The sequence below is a fragment of the Capnocytophaga sp. oral taxon 863 str. F0517 genome, from assembly GCF_000466425.1.
Taxonomy (GTDB): domain Bacteria; phylum Bacteroidota; class Bacteroidia; order Flavobacteriales; family Flavobacteriaceae; genus Capnocytophaga.
In genome coordinates, this window is the sequence record NZ_KE992177.1 from 1 (window position 1) to 18,496 (window position 18,496).

The 18,496-nt window shown below is 41.3% G+C and carries 24 protein-coding genes and 2 tRNA genes; 9 read left to right on the forward strand and 17 right to left on the reverse strand.

Translation table 11 applies throughout. From position 1 onward, the window contains the following. Nucleotides 1-37 precede the first annotated feature (37 nt). From folB to HMPREF1551_RS11830, 3 genes are all read left to right on the forward strand, one after another. Complete coding sequence (gene folB / locus HMPREF1551_RS11820; protein ID WP_021629391.1) at nt 38-391, forward strand: dihydroneopterin aldolase; 354 nt, start codon at nt 38-40, stop codon at nt 389-391. A gap of 46 nt (nt 392-437) precedes the next feature. Next, nucleotides 438-508, forward strand: a tRNA-Cys gene (locus HMPREF1551_RS11825). A gap of 34 nt (nt 509-542) precedes the next feature. Next, the gene (locus HMPREF1551_RS11830; protein WP_021629392.1) at nt 543-923 is read left to right on the forward strand and encodes a hypothetical protein; all 381 of its coding nucleotides are present in this window, start codon (nt 543-545) and stop codon (nt 921-923) included. Between the two features lie 242 nt (nt 924-1,165). Here the strand turns inward: HMPREF1551_RS11830 and HMPREF1551_RS11835 are convergent, their stop codons facing one another. The 11 genes from HMPREF1551_RS11835 to HMPREF1551_RS11885 form a co-directional block, all read right to left on the reverse strand. Next, the gene (locus HMPREF1551_RS11835) at nt 1,166-2,071 is read right to left on the reverse strand and encodes a hypothetical protein (protein ID WP_021629393.1); all 906 of its coding nucleotides are present in this window, start codon (nt 2,069-2,071) and stop codon (nt 1,166-1,168) included. 20 nt (nt 2,072-2,091) lie between these two features. After that, nucleotides 2,092-3,285 carry a tRNA 2-thiouridine(34) synthase MnmA gene (gene mnmA / locus HMPREF1551_RS11840; protein ID WP_034544698.1) on the reverse strand — a complete coding sequence of 398 codons (1,194 nt, stop codon included), beginning with the start codon at nt 3,283-3,285 and terminating at the stop codon, nt 2,092-2,094. A 17-nt stretch (nt 3,286-3,302) separates the two neighbouring features. Next, nucleotides 3,303-4,292 (reverse strand): ketoacyl-ACP synthase III, encoded by a 990-nt coding sequence (locus tag HMPREF1551_RS11845; protein ID WP_021629395.1) that lies wholly within the window; start codon nt 4,290-4,292, stop codon nt 3,303-3,305. Between the two features lie 74 nt (nt 4,293-4,366). Next, nucleotides 4,367-4,448, reverse strand: a tRNA-Tyr gene (locus tag HMPREF1551_RS11850). Between the two features lie 46 nt (nt 4,449-4,494). Continuing rightward, a complete protein-coding gene (gene murC, locus HMPREF1551_RS11855; protein WP_021629396.1) occupies nt 4,495-5,847 on the reverse strand; it encodes a UDP-N-acetylmuramate--L-alanine ligase in 1,353 nt (450 codons plus the stop codon). A 104-nt stretch (nt 5,848-5,951) separates the two neighbouring features. Continuing rightward, complete coding sequence (locus HMPREF1551_RS11860; protein ID WP_034544695.1) at nt 5,952-6,689, reverse strand: TIGR03915 family putative DNA repair protein; 738 nt, start codon at nt 6,687-6,689, stop codon at nt 5,952-5,954. Between the two features lie 4 nt (nt 6,690-6,693). Continuing rightward, entirely contained in the window at nt 6,694-7,155 is a 462-nt protein-coding gene (locus HMPREF1551_RS11865) for a PIN domain-containing protein (protein WP_021629398.1), read from the reverse strand. A 6-nt stretch (nt 7,156-7,161) separates the two neighbouring features. Continuing rightward, complete coding sequence (locus HMPREF1551_RS11870) at nt 7,162-7,437, reverse strand: hypothetical protein (RefSeq protein WP_021629399.1); 276 nt, start codon at nt 7,435-7,437, stop codon at nt 7,162-7,164. 39 nt (nt 7,438-7,476) lie between these two features. Continuing rightward, nucleotides 7,477-8,739: a putative DNA modification/repair radical SAM protein gene (locus tag HMPREF1551_RS11875; RefSeq protein ID WP_034544696.1), complete on the reverse strand. Its 1,263-nt coding sequence runs from the start codon at nt 8,737-8,739 to the stop codon at nt 7,477-7,479. An 88-nt stretch (nt 8,740-8,827) separates the two neighbouring features. After that, the gene (locus HMPREF1551_RS11880) at nt 8,828-9,208 is read right to left on the reverse strand and encodes a DoxX family protein (RefSeq protein WP_021629402.1); all 381 of its coding nucleotides are present in this window, start codon (nt 9,206-9,208) and stop codon (nt 8,828-8,830) included. Nucleotides 9,209-9,296: 88 nt separating this feature from the next. Then, entirely contained in the window at nt 9,297-9,887 is a 591-nt protein-coding gene (locus HMPREF1551_RS11885; RefSeq protein ID WP_021629403.1) for a Uma2 family endonuclease, read from the reverse strand. A gap of 233 nt (nt 9,888-10,120) precedes the next feature. Between HMPREF1551_RS11885 and HMPREF1551_RS11890 the strand changes: the two genes are divergently transcribed. Further along, complete coding sequence (locus HMPREF1551_RS11890) at nt 10,121-10,345, forward strand: hypothetical protein (RefSeq protein WP_021629404.1); 225 nt, start codon at nt 10,121-10,123, stop codon at nt 10,343-10,345. A gap of 192 nt (nt 10,346-10,537) precedes the next feature. Here the strand turns inward: HMPREF1551_RS11890 and HMPREF1551_RS11895 are convergent, their stop codons facing one another. Then, nucleotides 10,538-11,002 (reverse strand): hypothetical protein, encoded by a 465-nt coding sequence (locus tag HMPREF1551_RS11895; protein WP_021629405.1) that lies wholly within the window; start codon nt 11,000-11,002, stop codon nt 10,538-10,540. Nucleotides 11,003-11,169: 167 nt separating this feature from the next. Here HMPREF1551_RS11895 and HMPREF1551_RS11900 point away from each other — a divergent pair, with 167 nt between their 5' ends. Genes HMPREF1551_RS11900 through HMPREF1551_RS11920 form a run of 5 tightly spaced genes read left to right on the forward strand, consistent with a single transcriptional unit; the run spans nt 11,170 to nt 13,621 of the window. Next, nucleotides 11,170-11,823 (forward strand): Imm26 family immunity protein, encoded by a 654-nt coding sequence (locus HMPREF1551_RS11900; RefSeq protein WP_021629407.1) that lies wholly within the window; start codon nt 11,170-11,172, stop codon nt 11,821-11,823. 35 nt (nt 11,824-11,858) lie between these two features. Beyond that, nucleotides 11,859-12,299, forward strand: coding sequence for a hypothetical protein (locus tag HMPREF1551_RS11905; protein WP_021629408.1), 441 nt, complete (start codon nt 11,859-11,861; stop codon nt 12,297-12,299). Nucleotides 12,300-12,325: 26 nt separating this feature from the next. Continuing rightward, nucleotides 12,326-12,685, forward strand: a complete 360-nt coding sequence (locus HMPREF1551_RS11910; protein ID WP_021629409.1) for a hypothetical protein — start codon at nt 12,326-12,328, stop codon at nt 12,683-12,685. Nucleotides 12,686-12,735: 50 nt separating this feature from the next. Continuing rightward, complete coding sequence (locus tag HMPREF1551_RS11915; RefSeq protein ID WP_021629410.1) at nt 12,736-13,260, forward strand: hypothetical protein; 525 nt, start codon at nt 12,736-12,738, stop codon at nt 13,258-13,260. 13 nt (nt 13,261-13,273) lie between these two features. Continuing rightward, a complete protein-coding gene (locus HMPREF1551_RS11920) occupies nt 13,274-13,621 on the forward strand; it encodes a hypothetical protein (RefSeq protein ID WP_021629411.1) in 348 nt (115 codons plus the stop codon). 65 nt (nt 13,622-13,686) lie between these two features. Here HMPREF1551_RS11920 and HMPREF1551_RS11925 read toward each other — a convergent pair whose 3' ends face one another. The 5 genes from HMPREF1551_RS11925 to HMPREF1551_RS11945 form a co-directional block, all read right to left on the reverse strand. Continuing rightward, the gene (locus HMPREF1551_RS11925; RefSeq protein WP_021629412.1) at nt 13,687-15,018 is read right to left on the reverse strand and encodes an NAD(P)H-binding protein; all 1,332 of its coding nucleotides are present in this window, start codon (nt 15,016-15,018) and stop codon (nt 13,687-13,689) included. 21 nt (nt 15,019-15,039) lie between these two features. Next, nucleotides 15,040-15,258 carry a hypothetical protein gene (locus tag HMPREF1551_RS14085; protein ID WP_021629413.1) on the reverse strand — a complete coding sequence of 73 codons (219 nt, stop codon included), beginning with the start codon at nt 15,256-15,258 and terminating at the stop codon, nt 15,040-15,042. 114 nt (nt 15,259-15,372) lie between these two features. Continuing rightward, complete coding sequence (locus HMPREF1551_RS11935; protein ID WP_021629414.1) at nt 15,373-16,251, reverse strand: DMT family transporter; 879 nt, start codon at nt 16,249-16,251, stop codon at nt 15,373-15,375. Between the two features lie 76 nt (nt 16,252-16,327). Further along, a complete protein-coding gene (locus HMPREF1551_RS11940) occupies nt 16,328-17,125 on the reverse strand; it encodes a TatD family hydrolase (protein WP_021629415.1) in 798 nt (265 codons plus the stop codon). Between the two features lie 52 nt (nt 17,126-17,177). Further along, on the reverse strand, nt 17,178-18,437 hold the full coding sequence (locus HMPREF1551_RS11945) for an NAD(P)/FAD-dependent oxidoreductase (RefSeq protein WP_021629416.1): 1,260 nt from the start codon (nt 18,435-18,437) through the stop codon (nt 17,178-17,180). Nucleotides 18,438-18,496: the final 59 nt, after the last annotated feature.

Genomic DNA, 18,496 nt, shown 5'->3' on the forward strand with positions numbered 1-18,496 from the left:
TATCGGTGGATGTAACTGTACGGAAAGATAATAAGGCATGAAGACAAGTATTACGCTTGAGGATATAAGAGTATATGCCTATCATGGTTGCCTTCAGGAGGAAGCACGTATAGGCAGTTGGTACCGTGTGGATCTGACTGTTTGGGCGGATCTAAGCACCTCCATCCAGAGTGATCGCCTAAGCGATACGATAGATTATGTAAGGCTCAACCAAATTGTAAAAGAACAAATGGCTATACGTTCCCAACTTTTAGAACACGTAGCGGGGCGTATTTTGCAAGTTATAAAGGCTGATTTTCAAGAAGTTACTTCTGTAGAGGTAGAAGTAGCCAAAATCAATCCACCTATAGGAGGCGATGTAGGGCAAGTGAGTGTAAAAATAATTGAATAATTATTTGCATACTAAAAAAAAAAGTCCTACTTTTGCACCCTGAAAAGGCATCATGGCCGAGGGGCTAGGCAGAGGTCTGCAAAACCTTCTACAGCGGTTCGAATCCGCTTGATGCCTCATCTAAATTGAATAATTTAAAACCGCATTTCTTATGACTAATGTACTTGATAAATTCGTACAAGACATTAAAGCCAACGTACCAGGCTTTATCGCTGTCTCTGTAACAGAGGTTAAATCAGGTGTTTCCTATGTCGCTGTATCTGCAGACCCTAGTTTTGATCCTAACTTAGCATCCGCTTATAACCTTGAAGTGGTAAAAGCTAAGATGAACGCCTTACATGTCTTAGGTCTTGATGGAAAAGAGAAAATAGAAGATATCCTCATTACTCTAACTGATCAAATCCACGTGATTGACATTGCTCCTAACGGAAACTATTTCGTATACTTAGTAGTAGATTCTTCTAAGGCGAACTTGGGGATCACTCGTTCTCTTTTGGCACGCTACAAAAAAGATCTACAATCTATCTTCTAAGAGTTTAAACATAGACTTAAATAAATTTATCAAAAGCCTCCTACAAGGGAGGTTTTTTTGTTATATCTGTTAGTTGTTACCCTACGCTAAAGGAAAAAATACAAGTGTGAATTTTACACTTTTTACAGTTTGTTTAATTGGTTTATTCGTTAAATTTAGCCGTCTGTAATTCTCTCGTAAGAAAGATTATTACAGACGGCTTTATGGTATAAAAAAACGGCCTTTGAAAGCCGTTTTTTTAATTATCTCAAGTTGAGTTCTACTTTACCCATTTCGTGTAGTTGGTCGTCAAAAATAGCAATTTGGTAAATACCTGGTTCGTATTTCTTAGTAATAGAAGAAATATACTCACATACATCTACCGCTTGGCGCTCGTATAGGAATTGCCTTACAGCACTGTAGTTAACGGTTCTGTCACCTATGCTTACCGTATCATTATCACCTAAGGTAATACCATTAGGGCTGATGATTTGTACATAGAAAGAGCGATTTCCCACTGGAGCAATTCTATTGACTCCCACGGTGTAGCATACCTTGATCTTATCCACTGCCGAAGCACGTCCTTTCTCTACATATCTACCACCGGATCTTTCCTTTAATCCTTGTGCCGTAAGGTTTTTAAGACTCAGGATAGAGCCTTCGTCAATAACCTTGCTTAGCTGTTTGGCTTTTTGGGAAACCGAATCCAGCTGGGAGGTACGCACATTCAGGGCGAGGGCAGTGCTGTCGCGCTCTTGGGTAATCTTGACATTGTACTTTCTCAAGGAATCGTTGATAGCCAATAGGCGTTTGCGTTCTTTCTTGAGTACTTCCACTTGGTCGCGATACTTGAAGAGTAGGTTGATATCGGCTTTCATCGTTTTGAGCGAGTCAATATACATGGCGATACGAGCCTTGGCATCGGCTAACTCATCAGCATTTTGCTTGGAAACGGTAACCGCTTCGTCATAGTCTTTCTGTAGCAATTGTAGTTCCTTGATGGCTTGGTCACGCCTTTCCATGATGGCTTGTTCGTTCTTTTTGGCTTCTGTCATCTGGTAGTAGCTATAACCGGAGGCACCTAAAAAAGCTATCGATAATAGGGCGATGATAAGGCCACCCCCTTTTCTTTTTTCGGACATTTCTTTGTTTTCTGTTTCTAAAGGCATATAATTTGTTTTTTGGGTTTCTAATAAATTTCTCCGGATCCGATCAGTTCATCGCCTATATACCAGGCGGCAAATTGTCCGGAAGTGATGGCACTCTGAGGGGTTTCAAAATCAATATACAAGCCCTCTTGTGTCTGTAGCAAATGAGCTTTTTGCAAGGGTTGTCGGTAGCGGATGCGTACCTGAACATCCATAGTTTGCTGCAAAGATAAGGATAAATCGGTACGTATCCAATGAATGGCTTCTTTTTTTATAAAAAGAGCACTTCTAAAGAGGCCAGGGTGGGCATGTCCTTCCCCCACGTAGATGATATTTTCCTGAGTATCAGTATCGATGACAAACAAGGGTTCTACCGTTCCCCCTACATGGAGGCCTTTGCGCTGTCCTATAGTGAAAAAATGAGCACCATCGTGCTGTCCGACAACTTTCCCATCGGTGGGGCAGTAGTGGTATTTTTCGGACTTAAACTTTAGCTCATACTCATAAGATTCAAAACAGATAGGCGTTTGTTGCTCTTTGTAACCAGGCCAAGAGTTGGGTATCTGGATAATAGCACCTTTTCGGGGAGCGAGTTGTTGTTGGAGAAACTCCGGAAGGCGTACCTTTCCTACAAAGCAAAGGCCTTGGGAGTCTTTCTTCTCAGCGGTGACAAGGCCTAATTCCTTTGCAATGGTGCGAACCTCACTTTTCTGTAGGTCACCTATGGGGAAAAGGGCGCGGGAGAGCTGCTCTTGGGAAAGCTGACAGAGGAAGTAGGATTGGTCTTTGCCACTATCCTTCCCAGCCAATAGGCGATAGATGGTCTGGCCATTGACCTCAATCTCTTCCTTGCGGCAATAGTGCCCAGTGGCCACATAATCAGCCCCTAAGTTCAGGGCATATTCGAGGAAGGTGTCGAACTTGATTTCTCGGTTGCAGAGTACATCAGGGTTGGGGGTACGGCCGCGTTCGTATTCTCGGAACATATAATCCACAATACGACGCTTATAAGGCTCGCTCATATCCACTGTTTGGAAGGGAATACCCAATTTTTCGGCGACCATAAGGGCATCGTTGCTATCCTCCAGCCATGGGCATTCGTTGGAGATGGTTACCGTATCATCATGCCAATTCTTCATGAAAAGACCGATGACCTCATATCCTTGCCTTTGGAGTAGGTAGGCGGCCACACTGCTATCTACTCCTCCACTAAGTCCTACTACTACACGTTTCATATGATTTTTCCTTTCTTTTAGTTGTTTTCTTCTTCCAAGCAAATGGCTCCCCATGAGTAGCCAACACCAAAGCCGACAAACTGTAGTCTTTTCCTTGCTTTCTGGGGGTATTTTCTTAGGTGATCCAAAAAAGCAATGGGAATGGTGGAGGAAATGGTGTTGCCATAATAGCGCATCTCAATGACAAATTTCTCCTGAGGGATTTGCATATCCTCACATACCTTATTCAGTATGTGGGTGTTAGCCTGATGAAAGATGAATAGGTCTATGTCTTTCATCTCTAAGTTGTTGATTTCTAAATTTTTAGAGACTACTTCAGGAGTGGATTTCACGATAAAGTTAAATATTTTACCTCCTTTCATATCCACAAAATTGTCCAAGTCGTCTGGATTTTCGTTACGAGGAGAACGCGTACCTCCGTTACGGATAATTAAATTTTCAGCTCCAGCGCCATCAGTACCCAAGGTGGGTTTGCCTATGCGATAGCTCCCTTCGGTGGAGATGAGGGTAGCGGTAGCGGCATCGCCAAAGATACTTAGGTTGCCTTTGTCCTTGGGGTGTATATACTTGGTATAGGTATCCACGGTTACCAGCACCACATTGCTAAAGTTCCCCGATGCAATCAGGCTACTGGCCACTGAAAGTCCGTAGATATAGCCCGAACAGCCTTGGTTGATATCCAAAGCGGCACAGCTGGTGGGGAGGCCTACCTTATCCTGGACAATACAAGCGGTGGTAGGAAGAATATGGTCGGGGGTTTGGGTGCAAAGTAGAAGAAAATCAATAGCGTTTTTGTCCAAATGATGTTCTTCTATAAGGTTACGTACCGCTTGAGCAGCCATATCGGAGGCACATTCGTCCTTTTGGGCGATATGTCGCTGCTCAATACCTATTTTCTGAAGGATTTTCTCACTATTCCACTCAGGGAATTGAGCAGAAATAGAGTCATTGGTTAGTATATTCTTAGGGAAATAGGTAGAAATAGCCTTGATATAACTTTTCATCATTCACAACTATAGAATTTATTGGAATGCTCCCCCCAAGGAGCAAAAAAAAAGTCATTCACAAAGGAATGACACTGTGGGAAGAGCAGGATTCGAACCTGCGAAGGTAAAACCAGCAGATTTACAGTCTGCCCTCGTTGGCCGCTTGAGTATCTTCCCGTTTTCGGGCACAAAAGTACATACTTTTTTTTAGCTGTGCAAGTTTTTAGCTGTCTTTTTCCAAAAACTTTTTGATAGCTTCTACCTCTACGCCTATATCACCTGCACCGGCGAGGACAAGAACAGGCGCCGGATGGGCTTGTAGGTAAGGGATAATCTCTGCCTTGGAACATAGTATCTTGTTGGGATTTTCAATCTTGTCCAACAACCATTGAGAGGTAACCCCTTCAATAGGGAGTTCCCTGGCAGGGTAGATATCTAATAGGACAATGCGATCGAACTGAGAAAGGCTCTTGGCGAAGCCCTCGGCAAAGTCACGGGTACGGGTAAAGAGGTGGGGCTGGAAGAGGATGGTAATCTCCTCGTTAGGATACATCGTTCTTACTCCATTATAGAGGGCGTTGAGCTCGGTGGGGTGGTGGGCATAGTCGTCTATAAAGACTTGCTCAGGGGTATTGATCACATAGCTAAAGCGCCTTTTGACCCCCTTGAAGCTGGCTAAAGCATGAGCTAAATCAGCTAAGGGATAGCCCGCCTGATGGGCTACGGCTACGGCTGCTAAGGCATTGAGCAGGTGATGCTCCCCAGGACGGAAGAGGGTGCAATCCTTAACCACTTCACGCAGTCCTGTCTTAGGATCGGTATAGCTCAAGTGGAAGTGGTAACCACCATTTTCTACCTTTACCTCGGAGATTTCATAATCACTGCCATCGGCGATGCCATAAGTAAGGCCAGCAAAAGGTAACCCCTTGCGTACAATAAGTTTGCCTCCTTCCTTAAGACGATGGGTAAAGTCCTCAAAGCCTTTTTGGAACTCTTCCGCTGTACCATAGATGTCCAAATGGTCTGCATCTACCGCAGTGATGCAAGCAATAGATGGGCTTAGGCGCAAGAAAGAGCGGTCAAACTCATCGGCTTCTACAACTGTAAGTTCTGTACCTTTACAGATAAAATTGCTTTGGAAGTTCTCACAAATACCTCCTAAGAAAGCACTCACAGGAGCCTTGCACTCCACCAAGATATGGGCTAACATGCTGCTGGTGGTCGTTTTGCCATGGGTACCGGCTACAGCCAAGCAGAAACTATCTTCGGTAATGAGGCCTAAGACCTCGGAACGCTTACAGACCTTGTAGCCATGTGTTTGGAAATAGACGAGTTGCTTATGTTCCTTAGGAATGGCAGGGGTATAGACCACCAAGGTATTTTCAGGGGTATAGTTCTTAGGGATAAAATCCAAATCCTCAGAGAAGGTAATGGCAATGTCCTTCTGGGTCAACATCTCTGTAATATCGGAAGGGGTACGGTCATAACCGCGCACCTCTTTTCCTTTGAAGCGATAGTATAAGGCTAAGGCCGACATACCGATTCCTCCTATGCCTATAAAGTAAATATATTTCATTGGTAATAAATTGATTAGATGATGATCTAATGTGCTAATTAATAGAGGCAAAGGTAAGGATAATTTTTTAATTGGTCAATTTGTCATAGGGACAAATTTTGGAATTATTTTGTCTCAGGAAGATACTGCCAATACCGCTTAGGCATGTTTCTAAGTTGGTAGCGAGAGTTTTTTCTCTCTCTGATATTGATATGTTGGAAATAGGTTTTCCAGAGTTGCTCATAGCTATCGGAAGATTGGGATATCTTGCCAAAATCCTTGTCAGTAGGGGTGAAGGAAATCACTTCCTTGAGGTCATAGTAGAATCCATAACCGCGCTCTGGATCAAAGAGTATCCACTCTTGGTCTGAAAAACGTGCTCTGAAGTGTGGAATTACCAGAGGTAATACATCGTACTGCGGCACTATTTTGGCAAAGTAGAGCGTGCCTACCTGCTCAAAGCGAACAAATTCTTTTACCCTATGTACCTCACGACCAACGCTTTTGGCTGCTTTTCGGATATGAGCGATCGCCTGATGGCCATAGTTCTCCAATACATTTGCTTCAGGGTATTGGATCATCAGGCGAATGGCCTGTAAGAGATGGTTTTCTATTGTGTTTTCTTCAGAAAGGAAAGCTCGAAGTACAATGGCTACCCCCTCTGTACCCCATATCGTTTTGATCTTGCTTAGTACACGTTGGGCTTTGGCAGTATCGGTATATACGTTCTCCTCTTCATCCCATAGGGTAGGGGTGTGGCGTACTTCAGGGGTGATAATCACTTGTGAGTAACGCCTTTCGAAGGTCATAAAGACCGCTGTAAGGAAACCTTCAAACGAACTGTCATAGAGTAAATGTGTCAAATTGCTAATTTTTCTTGTAGGTTTTAGCTTTCATTTCTTCTGTAGTGATAAAGATATGCTTGTATCCTTTCTCTGTAAGTCCTTTTATCAGCCGTTCATCAACTGTCCATATTTTGTGTTTAATCTCAAAGTGTAAGGCAATAAAAGGATAATCTTTTTCATCTATATCTTTTACTATTCCCAGTGCTTTATTGACATATTCCTTCTTTATTTTACTAATAGGAATAATAGTGATACCTTCTAAGAGAAGAGCGAATTCAGCCATTAATTGTTGTTTGCTCTTCTTTACTTGTCTAAATTTTTCAAGATATCTTTGTATATCAGGTAAGTGTTCTTTTACTTCTCCTATAAGGTAGTCGGGAATAAAATATTGTATTCTCTTTCTCTCATCGAGGATTTTGGCTATAGTTCCTGTAGGTGTAATTAAGGCACTATAAAAAATATTGGTGTCAGCAATAACAATCATTATTTTTTATTTTAGATCAAAATAGGAGTCCCATTTCTCAGCTATAGCTTTGTTGGTTTTTCTTGAGAGTTCTAATATAAAATCCTTATCCCTAAGGGGAATGCCATTTTCATCTTCTTCTACTACCTCTGTTTCAGTATGTAAAGAATCTTGAGTTTTATTGGGTGTAGCCGTTAGTGTTTTCTTGACTTCTTGAATGGTTATAAAATCTAAGTTTTTGATAAACTCCAAGAAGGCCATGGCATTGGTATTTTCTGGATTAATGCTTAAAGTGAGTTCCATAATAGTTTTTTATTTGAGTACAAAGATAGGGATTAATTTTCAATTAGGAAAGGGTATAACGGGGTCATACCTATTTTTCTGTTTGCTCTGGCTGTTGGCGATAATTAGACGACGGAGCCTTAGGCTATCCATAGTTCCGGCTAAGGGCTCGGCACCACTACAAGTGATAAAATATTTGGCACGACTGAGACTAACTCCCATTTGCTTGAGGGAATAATAGGTAAGTTTTTGAAAAGTTCGTGCCGATAAGATCTTCTCTACGGATCTCACTCCCACCCCAGGGATACGTAAGAGTAGCTCCCGAGGAGCGGTATTTATATCAATAGGGAAGAGGTGCTGGTTACGTAGTGCCCAAGCGAGCTTCGGGTCTATCTCCAAGTCGAGAAAAGGTTGTGCAGGATCGAGAATTTCTCCAGGGGCGAAACCATAATAGCGCATGAGCCAATCGGCTTGGTAGAGGCGATTTTCCCGTACAATAGGTACTTGGCTGTAGATAGAGGGTAGGCGGCTGTCCTCAAGCACGGGGACATAACCGGAGTAATATACTCGCTTGAGTTGAAATTTCTCATACATATAGCTGGCTACATGGATAATCTTTTGGTCTGTCTCGGCCGTAGCCCCGATAATCATTTGGGTGGTCTGCCCAGCAGGGGTAAACTTGGGGGTGTGCTTGAATTTCTTTTGCTCCAAAGCGGTGATCGCCAGCTCGTTCTTGACCTGTTGCATGGGAGCGACCATTTGCTTGTGGTCTTTTTCTGGAGCTAAGAGCTTCAATCCCTCCTTGGTAGGAATCTCTAAATTAATAGAAAGGCGATCGGCATAGAGGCCAGCCTCGTGGATGAGTTGTTCACTTGCCCCAGGGATGGTCTTCAGGTGTATATAGCCATTGAAGTGTTCCTCCTCTCGTAGTTTTTTGGCTACTCTTACCAAGCGTTCCATGGTAGTGTCTGCATCCTTGAATACACCGGAGCTTAGGAAAAGGCCTTCTATATAGTTTCTTCGGTAGAAGTTGATCGTCAGATCCACCACTTCCTGTACGGAGAAAGCCGCACGAGCGATATCGTTCGAACGGCGAGAGACACAATACACACAGTCGTAGATACAGTGGTTGGTCAGCAGGATTTTGAGCAGGGAGATACAGCGCCCATCTTCGGTAAAGGAATGGCAGATTCCCAAGGGGGCAGCATTGCCCAATTCGCCTTTTTTGCCACGACGTGTACTCCCGCTACTGGAGCAGGAAACGTCATACTTAGCAGCATCGGCCAAAATGGCGAGTTTTTCTTTGATACGTTCAAAATCCACGGGTTAATGTGTTAATTAGCAAATGAGTCAATTTGTGATTAGTCATCTATGACTGATGACTAATCACAAATCACAGATCTTGATATTTTTACTTGTTGCAACTGTTACAAGGGCAAAGTCTTTGGGTAAGTTCAGGGAAACGAACAAACCCAGTCACCCAGATAAGGGTTTCAATACCTGTCTGTAAGACAAAGGATTCTTTGATAACCAAATGAGTAGCCATAGCTCCGGCCATATAACAAGCCATAAGCAAAAAGCCTACCACAGCAGTACGAGGAATCCAAAAAAGTAAGGCAAAGAATATCTGTAACCCGCCTAAGATGTGGAGTGTAGAAGCGCCGCCTACCAATTCAGCCATTTGTACATTCTGCTCACCTGCTGTGAACTTCATAGCGCCTGTAGCGACGAAGACAAAGGTTACCAATCCAGAAAGGACATAACCCGCGATTTTTCTTGTTTTACTATTCATAAAAATACTAAATTAAATTTTGATGCAAAGATACGAGTTTTTATCCAAAGGGAAATTAACCTGAGGTAATTTTAGAGAGCAGAAAGCATCACAACCTGAAAATATCTTCTGTCTGTAAGCTGAGGTCAGGGAAGATTGCCGAGTGAATGATAGAGCCTTCTACAACAGGTGGGAGTGTGCGATATTTGTTGTTTTCTAAAACAAATTGAGTAATCTCTTTGTAGTCGGGACGTACTACCCAATACTCTCTAACTCCAGCTTCCTGATAGAGTTCGTATTTGTTTTTGAGTTCTTTTTTAGAATTACCAGGAGAGAGAATTTCTATAATCAGATCAGGGGCGCCTTGGCAGCGTTTTCCGTCAGCTAATTTTTCAGGATCACATACCACACAAAGGTCAGGTTGCACAACAGTATCTTCCTTACCATCCTTATTTTTAAGAACCACATCAAAAGGGGAGGCAAAGGCTTTGCAAGGCTTGTTGTGAAAGTACATAAAGAATAAGCCTGATAGGTTAAAAGATATGCTCTGATGAGAAATAGCAGGGGCGGGACTCATCTTAAAGATTTTTCCTCTGAGAATCTCTACTCGGTCTTTGATTTTCCACATCAGATAATCAGCATAGGTATATATACCATTGACAAGGTCTAACTGGTCAATACTTGTAATAGGAGTGCTCATGATCTTAATTTTGAGTTTTTAATTTTGAGTTTTGAGTTCCCCCAACCACCGAAGGGGAATCAGTGGGTAGTTGTTGATAATTCAATAGGCAAAAATACGACATTTGAAAAGGAAAGTCAATAGGAGAGGGGAGTAAAAATAAGTTAAACTTAGTTCTCTTTAGTGATTAGTGACTATGTAGGATATACCTAACGGCTGATTTTTGTACTTTTGCCCTTGTAAAAATAGAGAAGATGAACAAGCAACAGGCCATTCAGATAAGATTGCTAAACCAGCAACTGCTTTTTCCCCTATATGAAAAACCAGAGGAAATATTAGCTTGGCAGGGGGCTATGCAATCGGCAAACCTTATCACAGAACTTTTTGCAGAGAAAAGCAAAGTGAAGCAGCAATGCTTGCAAGAGGCTATAAATCGGTTTATGGAGTTTTGCAAAGTAACAACAGCTAATGGATCATAGATTCAAAATAACAAGGAGGCAAACTGAATAAACATCAATTTGCCTCCCGGGGGGGTGCGGGCTTATAGAGACCCAAAGTCTCGTCCCCCACCATTGAATAGTATAACTACTATTTTGCACTGCAAAGGTAATACTCTTTCAATGAAAAAGCAAGCACATATCTATTTTTAACTAATAATTAATCATTAGTCATTATTTCACGTCCATTCTATACATTTTGTGGCAGGCAACGCAATTGCCTAAGAGTTCAGTAACTTGTGCAGCGGTATGCTTAGGGTCAAAGTTTTTTTCGGCACTCTCGGCGATTTGGTCAAATTTGCCATGGGTGTCGAAGCCTATAGTCTTGAACTCCGCAGGGATAGAAGCCAGCAGGCCTGCGGGGGCATGCCCTGCTACTGAACCACCCGAAGCGCGGGCTACTTTGGCAATGAGAGCCGGATCGTTCTGGGCTATGCCGACATTGATCTGTTGAAGTGCCTCAACAAAAGTACGCATCTCGTGCATAACAAAGTCCCTGTTGGACTGGCTTACAATGATACTCACACGGGTATCATTAGGCAGCTTTTGAGTGTTGCCTACAAACATCTTTCGGATGAGAACGACATTTACCCCTAAAGAAATTACTAAAAGGGCAATAAGGAGAATTCTTTTTATCATCTTAGGTTTTAGGTTTTTGAATGAAGACACAAATTTACGAATATTTTTTGAAAAAGCCAATTACATCGGGGTATTTTTTCTTTGGATTTTTGAGAAAAACAATAAATTATTTCTTTGGATTTCTTTATTTTTGTACCTTTGTACACTGATATAGACTATTTTATAAAATGATAAATGACCAGACTTTAGATTTAGTTTTTGAGTTCTTGACAAGCTATTCCCAATACTTTCAAAAGAACTTACATCGAAAACCCACCATAGAGGAATTACAAGGGGTTTTGAATACTTCTTTTGCGGTGAATATAGATGAAGCTCTCTTTTCAGCATGCGAAGAAAAGGTGGTCAGTGAAGTCAAATTCAAGATAGTCAAGAGGAAAAAACAAAGGAAATATACAGTAGGGGATATATGTGCTATCTCACTAAGAAGAGGAGGGTATGCTTTTTCTCGAATTATCTTATTAGAGACACCTATGTGGTACCTCAGTGAAGTATTCGCTTACTATTCAGAAGATAAAGCTTACCGAGAGGAAATAGAACAAGCAGGCTATTTATTTGCTCCTATATTTGTAACTCCTTCGGATTATAAAAGATGGAATGCTGTGGTCATCCATCAAACACCTAACTATAAAAGCTCCTTTTTCGATACACAGTACTATCATTATGGGTTGCCTAATGCCTATCGGAAAGTAAAATTGGGACAACAAGGGGATGGAGAACCTATCAGTAATGAAGAAGCAGAAAGATATCCAAAAATGGTATTTGAAGATCAAATAGCAAAGATAGAGGAAGCACTCAAGGAGAAAGGGTTGATAAGGTGGTAATTTGGTATTATTGAAAGAAAAAATATATACAATTCATGGAAAAAACTATTTATGATAAGGAAGTTATTAGAATATTGAGAGAATATATAAAAGATGAAAATTTTCAAATCATAGAATCTGATATTTACTTTGACAGAATAAATGCTCAATTGCCTTTTATTGGCAGTAGGATTAATTTTGGGTTGCTTAGTGAGTCTAAAGAAATGTCATTTAGTGAAAAAGAGGAAGTAGTTACATTTATAAATGACATAGCAACTCAGATAGGTATAGTGCTGGATGAAACAATAGTGTATTTGGGAGATAGTCTAACCAACCTGACATATTCTTTTCCTTTTAAATACTTAGGAAAGATAATTGTTGATATTTTAGATAACATACCTCAGCATCATTACTTTTTATCACAAAGTATGAAGTGGATTATGTATATATCTTTTGATAACAGTGTAGAATTTGGGCTAATAGAAATGATGAGGTAAGAAAGAATAGAAATATAATAAAAACTATGGAAGATAAATTAATAGATACATTTGGAGCTTTTGTAAAGATAAGTCAGCAGACAGCTTTGGATATGCTTATGAATTATAGGAATAATCTTAATTTTACAAAGAATCCTGATGATCATCAGAAAGCACTTATTGAACTGATACAAACATTGGATAACGAGCAATTTGGTAAGTTACAAAAAGGGCTTACCTATTGCCTTAATCTTTCCCTTTTTAAGCTAATTGACATCATAGAAAATGGAAAAGGAGATATAAAGTTTGAATTGTCAATTATGGATAAAGACAACAAAAGAGCTTTGGTAGGAGCTGACAAAGACAATGAGTTAGTTTATAGATTTTGGGATTGGATAGAGGAATAAAACAGATTTTTCAGAAAAATCATAAGCGGGATGTTTAAAATAAATAACAAATGAGGAAAAAATGGCAGTGTTTTTATAGAGATACAAAGGAAGAAATGTTACAGGTAGTGGGTAATTCCAATTTGCCTTATCTTTTGTTGCTACAAAAACACACCTCACAATTGCAGGATTGGATACTAAGAAGTCATATAAATCATTATCAAGCAAGTTTTCAGGGCTATTCTTTGCAGAAGTTTGTCATGATGGAGATGCCCTTATATCAGTTAAATTTTGATTGGTGTTCTATAGGCGAAGAAGTCTATAGTTCTTTGAGGAAGGAACCTTCTTCTTTTGAGGCGTTTGCCTCCACAATTTATTATCTATTCGACTTTCTGCTCTCCTATAATAGCCTTGTTGAAAGTCCTCAGTATCCTAATCATGAGTTGTATTATAGGGAATTAGCAGGGGAAGTGATTTATGAATGTAAATTTCCTCCTTTGCTATATGATTTGGATTTTAATAGTATTCATACCACAGTGGAAACAGCGTATTGTCCTGTGAAAATATTGCAAGAAAAAGGATTTTATCGAGAATAGAAAGGCATAGAAAATGGTCATACAAATAAAAACCGATTATATAATCTCTCCAACAAAAGGGGATTATGCTTTGATTGATCATATAGAAGCTATTCCCTCAGTAGCTTATTGTTATAGGGCACAACTCATAGAAAACTCCTTGAGTGAGGCACTAATTACCTTATGCAAAGAATATCAAGAATGTATTGATGCTTTTAGTATCCTATTGGCTGATGAAATAGAACGAGAGATAAGTGCATATCAGTTGTGCCTAAAATACAATAATAGTAAGTTGTTTGATTTGAAGGTATATGACCATTATGTAACTTTCTTTACAAAATACCGAACTGCAGACGGCTTATTAGATGATTACAGATGGTAGTGAGCGCTGATTGCCCCAGATAGCTGGTTGCTCCTGTTAATAATATCTTTCCTTTTTTCATTGGGTTAATCTTCTTCTGCTAAGTCTAAAAAGTCTTCAAAATATTCCTCAAAGGAATCAAACATAGGAGTAGGTTTGTCGATTTCAAAGGCCCCCTTATCATTGCAATAAACCTCTGCTTCGAAGACCTCCGCATCTTTTAGGCGTACCCCATTAGAAACTTTATATAAGGTTAGGAACTCGTCCACCTCGTAATGTAGTACGATAAAATCCTCTGAGAGATGTAAGTCCTCTCTTAGTTGTTTAGTTAGTTCCACAATAGGATAAGATATACTGTCTTTTTCTTTGTAAATACCATTGATATACACATCGCCATAGTTGCAAGAACCACATTCTGATAGAAAATTTACATATACTTCAGGAAGCAATATGCCCAATTCCTCTTCTATATGCTTAATTTCTTCAGCATTAGCCCCTAGAGAATACTCAAATTCTCCACTCTGTTTTAATCGTTTTAGATAATATCTATCAGCTGATGAAGTTATAGATTCAAAAAACGCCTTTAACCGATGCTTACCTACTTGCATAGGAGCTACAGCATCCATTGCCATAATGGTAAGGAAAAATTCTATAGCACCATAGATACTTTTAGGGAGGAAGTATTTGCTCATTTTTAGGATCAAACGCCGTACCCAATCAGGCAAATAACTTATATTTTCAGGCATATGTAGTACCTCAAAAGCCAAACGAGCCATCTCCGTTTGTGTAAAAATCTCAGCTCCTCCTACATTGACTTCCCGTTCGTAACGCTCCAATTGGGCGACACAGACTTCGGCCAAGTCTTCCCCATGAATGGGATTCATGACATATTGTCCTTTGCCAAATAGGTGTATTATGTCCTTCTTATCCATTTTGAAAAATAGAGTTATATAACTATAGAAAACGCTGGGGCGTATGATACAATAGTCTAATCCACTAGCCTTAAGAGCATCAACAAAACGTTCTTTAGCGGCTCCAATGGCTATATGTCGCATGGCTTCTCCTTTGAATACGGATACATATATGAACTTACGTACGCCTTCGCGCAAGGCTTCATCGAGTAGATTCTTGTTGGCTTGGAAGTCTACCTGCTCATAGGTAAGTCCATCTTTTTGGCGGGTAATCCCTACGGTAGAAATCACCTTATGCACGCCTTTACATACTCCTTGTAGGGTGTCAGGCTGGGTTACTTCCGCTTCTACTACCTCCAATAGTGGGTGTGTGAGTAGGGCAGGGGAGAGCTTCGACTTGTTGCGTACCACAATGCGGGTCGGGTATTCTTCTCTTAATAGTACAGCCAGTATATACTGACCTAAATAGCCGGTTGCTCCTGCTAATAATATCTTTTCTGTTTTCATAGGGTTAATCTTCTGCTAAGTCTAAAAAGTCTTCAAAATATTCCTCAAAAGAATCAAACATAGGCGTAGGTTTGTCGATTTCAAAGTCCCCCTTATCATTGCAATAAACCTCTGCTTAGGCTGCGCCAGCTGGGCAATACGAGTGGTAGGGCAATACTCTAAAACGGTGGTTGGTGGTTGCTCCCGCCCGCCTTCTTCTTTGGTAAGGAAATGGATAATACCGACTCTTTGTTTTGGCATAACTGAATGAGGATTCTATGATGCAAAAATAATTATTTTTCTCCTAATAAACAAATACTTTATTTTTTGCCTAGAATCAGTTTGGTAATTAATCGGCAAATTGACACATTATTTTTATTTCCTCGTAGCGAAATACACTCCTATAAGCACCATCAAAGTTCCTATAATTGCCATAAGGGAGATAGGCTCTCCTAAGATAAGCACCGATGCGATAAGGGTGGTTATCGGCATACCATAGATATAGGTGGAGGCACGAACAGCACCTAAGAACTTGATTGTCTTATTCCATAGAAAAAAGCATAAAAGCGTGGCTACCAGCCCTAAGAAGACAAAATTGCCCCATACCACAGGTTGGGTAAAGAGGGTAAAATTGGTAGTCAGCGGGCGGTATAGGAAAATAGGTAAGGCCGTGAGCATACCATAGAGCATCACCTTGCGAGTGAGAAAAAGAGCGGGGTATTTGTCCGAAAAGCGGCGCATTAGTAGCGTATAGAACGCCCAGCTAAAGGCAGCAGCAAAGGCCAAGAGTTCGCCCACTATGGTAATCTCAAAGGTGAAGTTTCCGTTGAAAATAACCAAGGTAACCCCCGCCAAAGCTAAGAGTGAGCCTAAAAGCAGTCGAGGACTTAGTTTGTCTTCCTTAGAGAGAAAATGTGCAATGATAGCAATTAGCAGCGGATTCATACATACGATGAGGGAGACATTGTTGGTCAGGGTATATCCCAAGGCCAAGTTCTCCGTAAAAAAGTACATAGATCCTCCAAATACCCCCATGAGGACAAAGCATAACTCGTCCTTGAGGCTTTGGGCAAAGAGAGGTAGGCGATATGCCGCCAGCCAAATACCTATATAAGCCAAGGCAAAGCGGTAGAAAAGGATACTGGCAGGATTGAAACCTGCTTCCAATAACAGCTTAGTAGAAACGAAAGTAACCCCCCAGACGGTGATTACAAAAATCGCTAACAAATGGGTAAAAAGTCTTTGAGTTGTCATATTATATTAGTTTTTAGTTTTGAATTTTTAGTTTTAAGTTACTCCTATCGTTCAAAGACATTAATCATTATCGACGTTAATCATTAATCATTGAAAAGAGTGTTTTTGCATTCTTAGTAGTTGCTTCCACGACTTCCTTGACATTAATTTTCTTGAAGTGAGCGATACTTTGCGCTACATAGGGTAGGAAAGCGGGTTCATTGCGTCGCTTATCTCGAGGGTTTAGCAGGTGTGCAGGTATATTCTTAGGAAGCATAAAGGGAGCATCGGTCTCTATAAGTATACGCTCTAGGGGGACATAACGTACTACCTCTTCCAACAAGGCAAATCGGCGGCTATCGCTAATGGCACCTGTAAAACCAATATAATAGCCAGTATCAAGGTAGGTCTTTACCTCGCTCAAACTGCCTGTGAAACAATGTACGACACCCTTGGGGAGGTTGCTATAATCCTTGAGAATTCCTACAAATCGGTCAAAGGCAGCGCGCTCGTGTAGAAATAATGGCTTTTGTACCTTTTGGGCGAGGGTGAGCTGGGCACGAAAACACTGCTCTTGTACGGGGCGTGGGGAGAAATCGCGATCAAAATCCAAACCACATTCTCCTACGGCTACCACTTGTTTTTCCTTGAGTAGGGAGCTGAGTTGGGGAATGGTCTGTTCGTTCATCGTCTTAGCATCATGCGGATGCACTCCCGCAGTACTATAGAGCAGGGAGGGGTAGCCCTTAGCAAGTGCAAAGGACTCCTTGCTACTGCGAAGGGAAGTACCCGTTAGGATCATTTGAGTTACGCCCGCCTCCTCCGCACGGTGGAGGAGTTCTTCTTGGTCATGGGCAAATTGTCGGTTGGTAAGGTTTAGGCCTATATCTATCATTAGTTTTTAGTTTTAAATTTTGAGTTATTAGTTATTCACTTTTCATTCTTCACTATTCACTTATCACTCCTTCTGCGATGAGGTAGCCACTACTCCAAGCATTTTGGAAGTTATAGCCGCCGGTGACGGCATCTATATCCAAGGCTTCACCTCCTATATAGAGTGTAGAGTATCGCTTGGAGCGAAAGCTCTTGAAATCAATTTCCTTGAGGGAAACACCTCCGGCGGTAACAAATTCTTCCTTGAAGGGGGCTTTGTCCTCAATAGAGAAAGTACTTGCAGTGAGTTCCTTGGCCAAGGCGTGTAGCTGTCCTTTGTTCAGCGCAGCCCATAGCTGGTGGGGTAGTACCCCTGCGCGTTCTACAAGTTTGATCCATAGCTTCTTGGCTAATCCAAAAGGACAATGGTTCTGTAGCTCCTTGCGTGGGTGTTTCTGTTTTTCCTCTTGCAAGATGGTGAGGGTATCTTGGGTGGTGAGTTGCTCATCAGCTTCTGCCAACCAGTTGATTTGTAAGGCAAACTTGTACTCCAATTCAGCCAAAATTCTGGCAGTAAAGGCCGATAGCTTGAGCACCGCAGGTCCACTGAACCCCCAATGAGTGATGAGCAGCGCACCCAAAAGCCCTTGTTTGTCTATAAGAGGTACTTTCAGCGGTGTTCCTTGGCTTTCTAAGAGCTTGATACTCACTTGCTTGCTTACCCCTGCCAGTTCCTCAATAAAAGAATCTTTGGTAGCAAAGGTAAAGAGCGAAGGCACGGGTGGCACGATGGTATGTCCTAAGATAGCGAGTTGCTGCCATATCTTGGGATTACTACCGGTGGCTATGACTAAGTGTCGGCCAAGGAAAGTATCGACAGCTTGTACCATCCAGAGGTCTTGCTCATAGGAAAAGGACTGGATGTTTTGCCTATACAGAATCTCTATACCATATTTTTTAGCCAAGGAAAGAAAACAGTCTATCACGGTCTGTGAGCTGTTAGATTGGGGAAATATACGTCCGTCGGCTTCTTGCTTAAGAGGTACCTTGTGGCTTTCGAACCACTCTATAGTATCTTTGTTGGAAAAGCGGGAGAATACGCCCAATAGCTCTCGGTGGCCCCGGGGATAGTTTTTGACAAACTCACGTGGGTTTGGCTCTGCGTTGGTGAGGTTACAGCGCCCCCCGCCTGAGATACGAACTTTACCAAGGGCTTCCTTACTTTTTTCAAGAATCAAGATACGTTTGTCGGGATGTCTTTCGGCTATATTGATAGCGGTAAAAAGCCCGCAAGCCCCTGCCCCTATAATAATTATATCGGTTATATCTTTCATATGTTAAAAAAATCAGTGGGGAGTGCTCCCCACTGATTTTAAAAAATGAGTAAATCTGA

What these genes read in the sequence shown, in the direction of transcription:
- folB (WP_021629391.1), top strand. Translation starts at nt 38, where the DNA reads ATGAAGACAAGTATTACGCTTGAGGATATAAGAGTATATGCCTATCAT.
- HMPREF1551_RS11830 (WP_021629392.1), top strand. Translation starts at nt 543, where the DNA reads ATGACTAATGTACTTGATAAATTCGTACAAGACATTAAAGCCAACGTA.
- HMPREF1551_RS11835 (WP_021629393.1), bottom strand. Translation starts at nt 2,071, where the DNA reads ATGCCTTTAGAAACAGAAAACAAAGAAATGTCCGAAAAAAGAAAAGGG.
- mnmA (WP_034544698.1), bottom strand. Translation starts at nt 3,285, where the DNA reads ATGAAACGTGTAGTAGTAGGACTTAGTGGAGGAGTAGATAGCAGTGTG.
- HMPREF1551_RS11845 (WP_021629395.1), bottom strand. Translation starts at nt 4,292, where the DNA reads ATGATGAAAAGTTATATCAAGGCTATTTCTACCTATTTCCCTAAGAAT.
- murC (WP_021629396.1), bottom strand. Translation starts at nt 5,847, where the DNA reads ATGAAATATATTTACTTTATAGGCATAGGAGGAATCGGTATGTCGGCC.
- HMPREF1551_RS11865 (WP_021629398.1), bottom strand. Translation starts at nt 7,155, where the DNA reads ATGATTGTTATTGCTGACACCAATATTTTTTATAGTGCCTTAATTACA.
- HMPREF1551_RS11870 (WP_021629399.1), bottom strand. Translation starts at nt 7,437, where the DNA reads ATGGAACTCACTTTAAGCATTAATCCAGAAAATACCAATGCCATGGCC.
- HMPREF1551_RS11880 (WP_021629402.1), bottom strand. Translation starts at nt 9,208, where the DNA reads ATGAATAGTAAAACAAGAAAAATCGCGGGTTATGTCCTTTCTGGATTG.
- HMPREF1551_RS11885 (WP_021629403.1), bottom strand. Translation starts at nt 9,887, where the DNA reads ATGAGCACTCCTATTACAAGTATTGACCAGTTAGACCTTGTCAATGGT.
- HMPREF1551_RS11890 (WP_021629404.1), top strand. Translation starts at nt 10,121, where the DNA reads ATGAACAAGCAACAGGCCATTCAGATAAGATTGCTAAACCAGCAACTG.
- HMPREF1551_RS11895 (WP_021629405.1), bottom strand. Translation starts at nt 11,002, where the DNA reads ATGATAAAAAGAATTCTCCTTATTGCCCTTTTAGTAATTTCTTTAGGG.
- HMPREF1551_RS11900 (WP_021629407.1), top strand. Translation starts at nt 11,170, where the DNA reads ATGATAAATGACCAGACTTTAGATTTAGTTTTTGAGTTCTTGACAAGC.
- HMPREF1551_RS11905 (WP_021629408.1), top strand. Translation starts at nt 11,859, where the DNA reads ATGGAAAAAACTATTTATGATAAGGAAGTTATTAGAATATTGAGAGAA.
- HMPREF1551_RS11910 (WP_021629409.1), top strand. Translation starts at nt 12,326, where the DNA reads ATGGAAGATAAATTAATAGATACATTTGGAGCTTTTGTAAAGATAAGT.
- HMPREF1551_RS11915 (WP_021629410.1), top strand. Translation starts at nt 12,736, where the DNA reads ATGAGGAAAAAATGGCAGTGTTTTTATAGAGATACAAAGGAAGAAATG.
- HMPREF1551_RS11920 (WP_021629411.1), top strand. Translation starts at nt 13,274, where the DNA reads ATGGTCATACAAATAAAAACCGATTATATAATCTCTCCAACAAAAGGG.
- HMPREF1551_RS11925 (WP_021629412.1), bottom strand. Translation starts at nt 15,018, where the DNA reads ATGAAAACAGAAAAGATATTATTAGCAGGAGCAACCGGCTATTTAGGT.
- HMPREF1551_RS14085 (WP_021629413.1), bottom strand. Translation starts at nt 15,258, where the DNA reads ATGCCAAAACAAAGAGTCGGTATTATCCATTTCCTTACCAAAGAAGAA.
- HMPREF1551_RS11935 (WP_021629414.1), bottom strand. Translation starts at nt 16,251, where the DNA reads ATGACAACTCAAAGACTTTTTACCCATTTGTTAGCGATTTTTGTAATC.
- HMPREF1551_RS11940 (WP_021629415.1), bottom strand. Translation starts at nt 17,125, where the DNA reads ATGATAGATATAGGCCTAAACCTTACCAACCGACAATTTGCCCATGAC.
- HMPREF1551_RS11945 (WP_021629416.1), bottom strand. Translation starts at nt 18,437, where the DNA reads ATGAAAGATATAACCGATATAATTATTATAGGGGCAGGGGCTTGCGGG.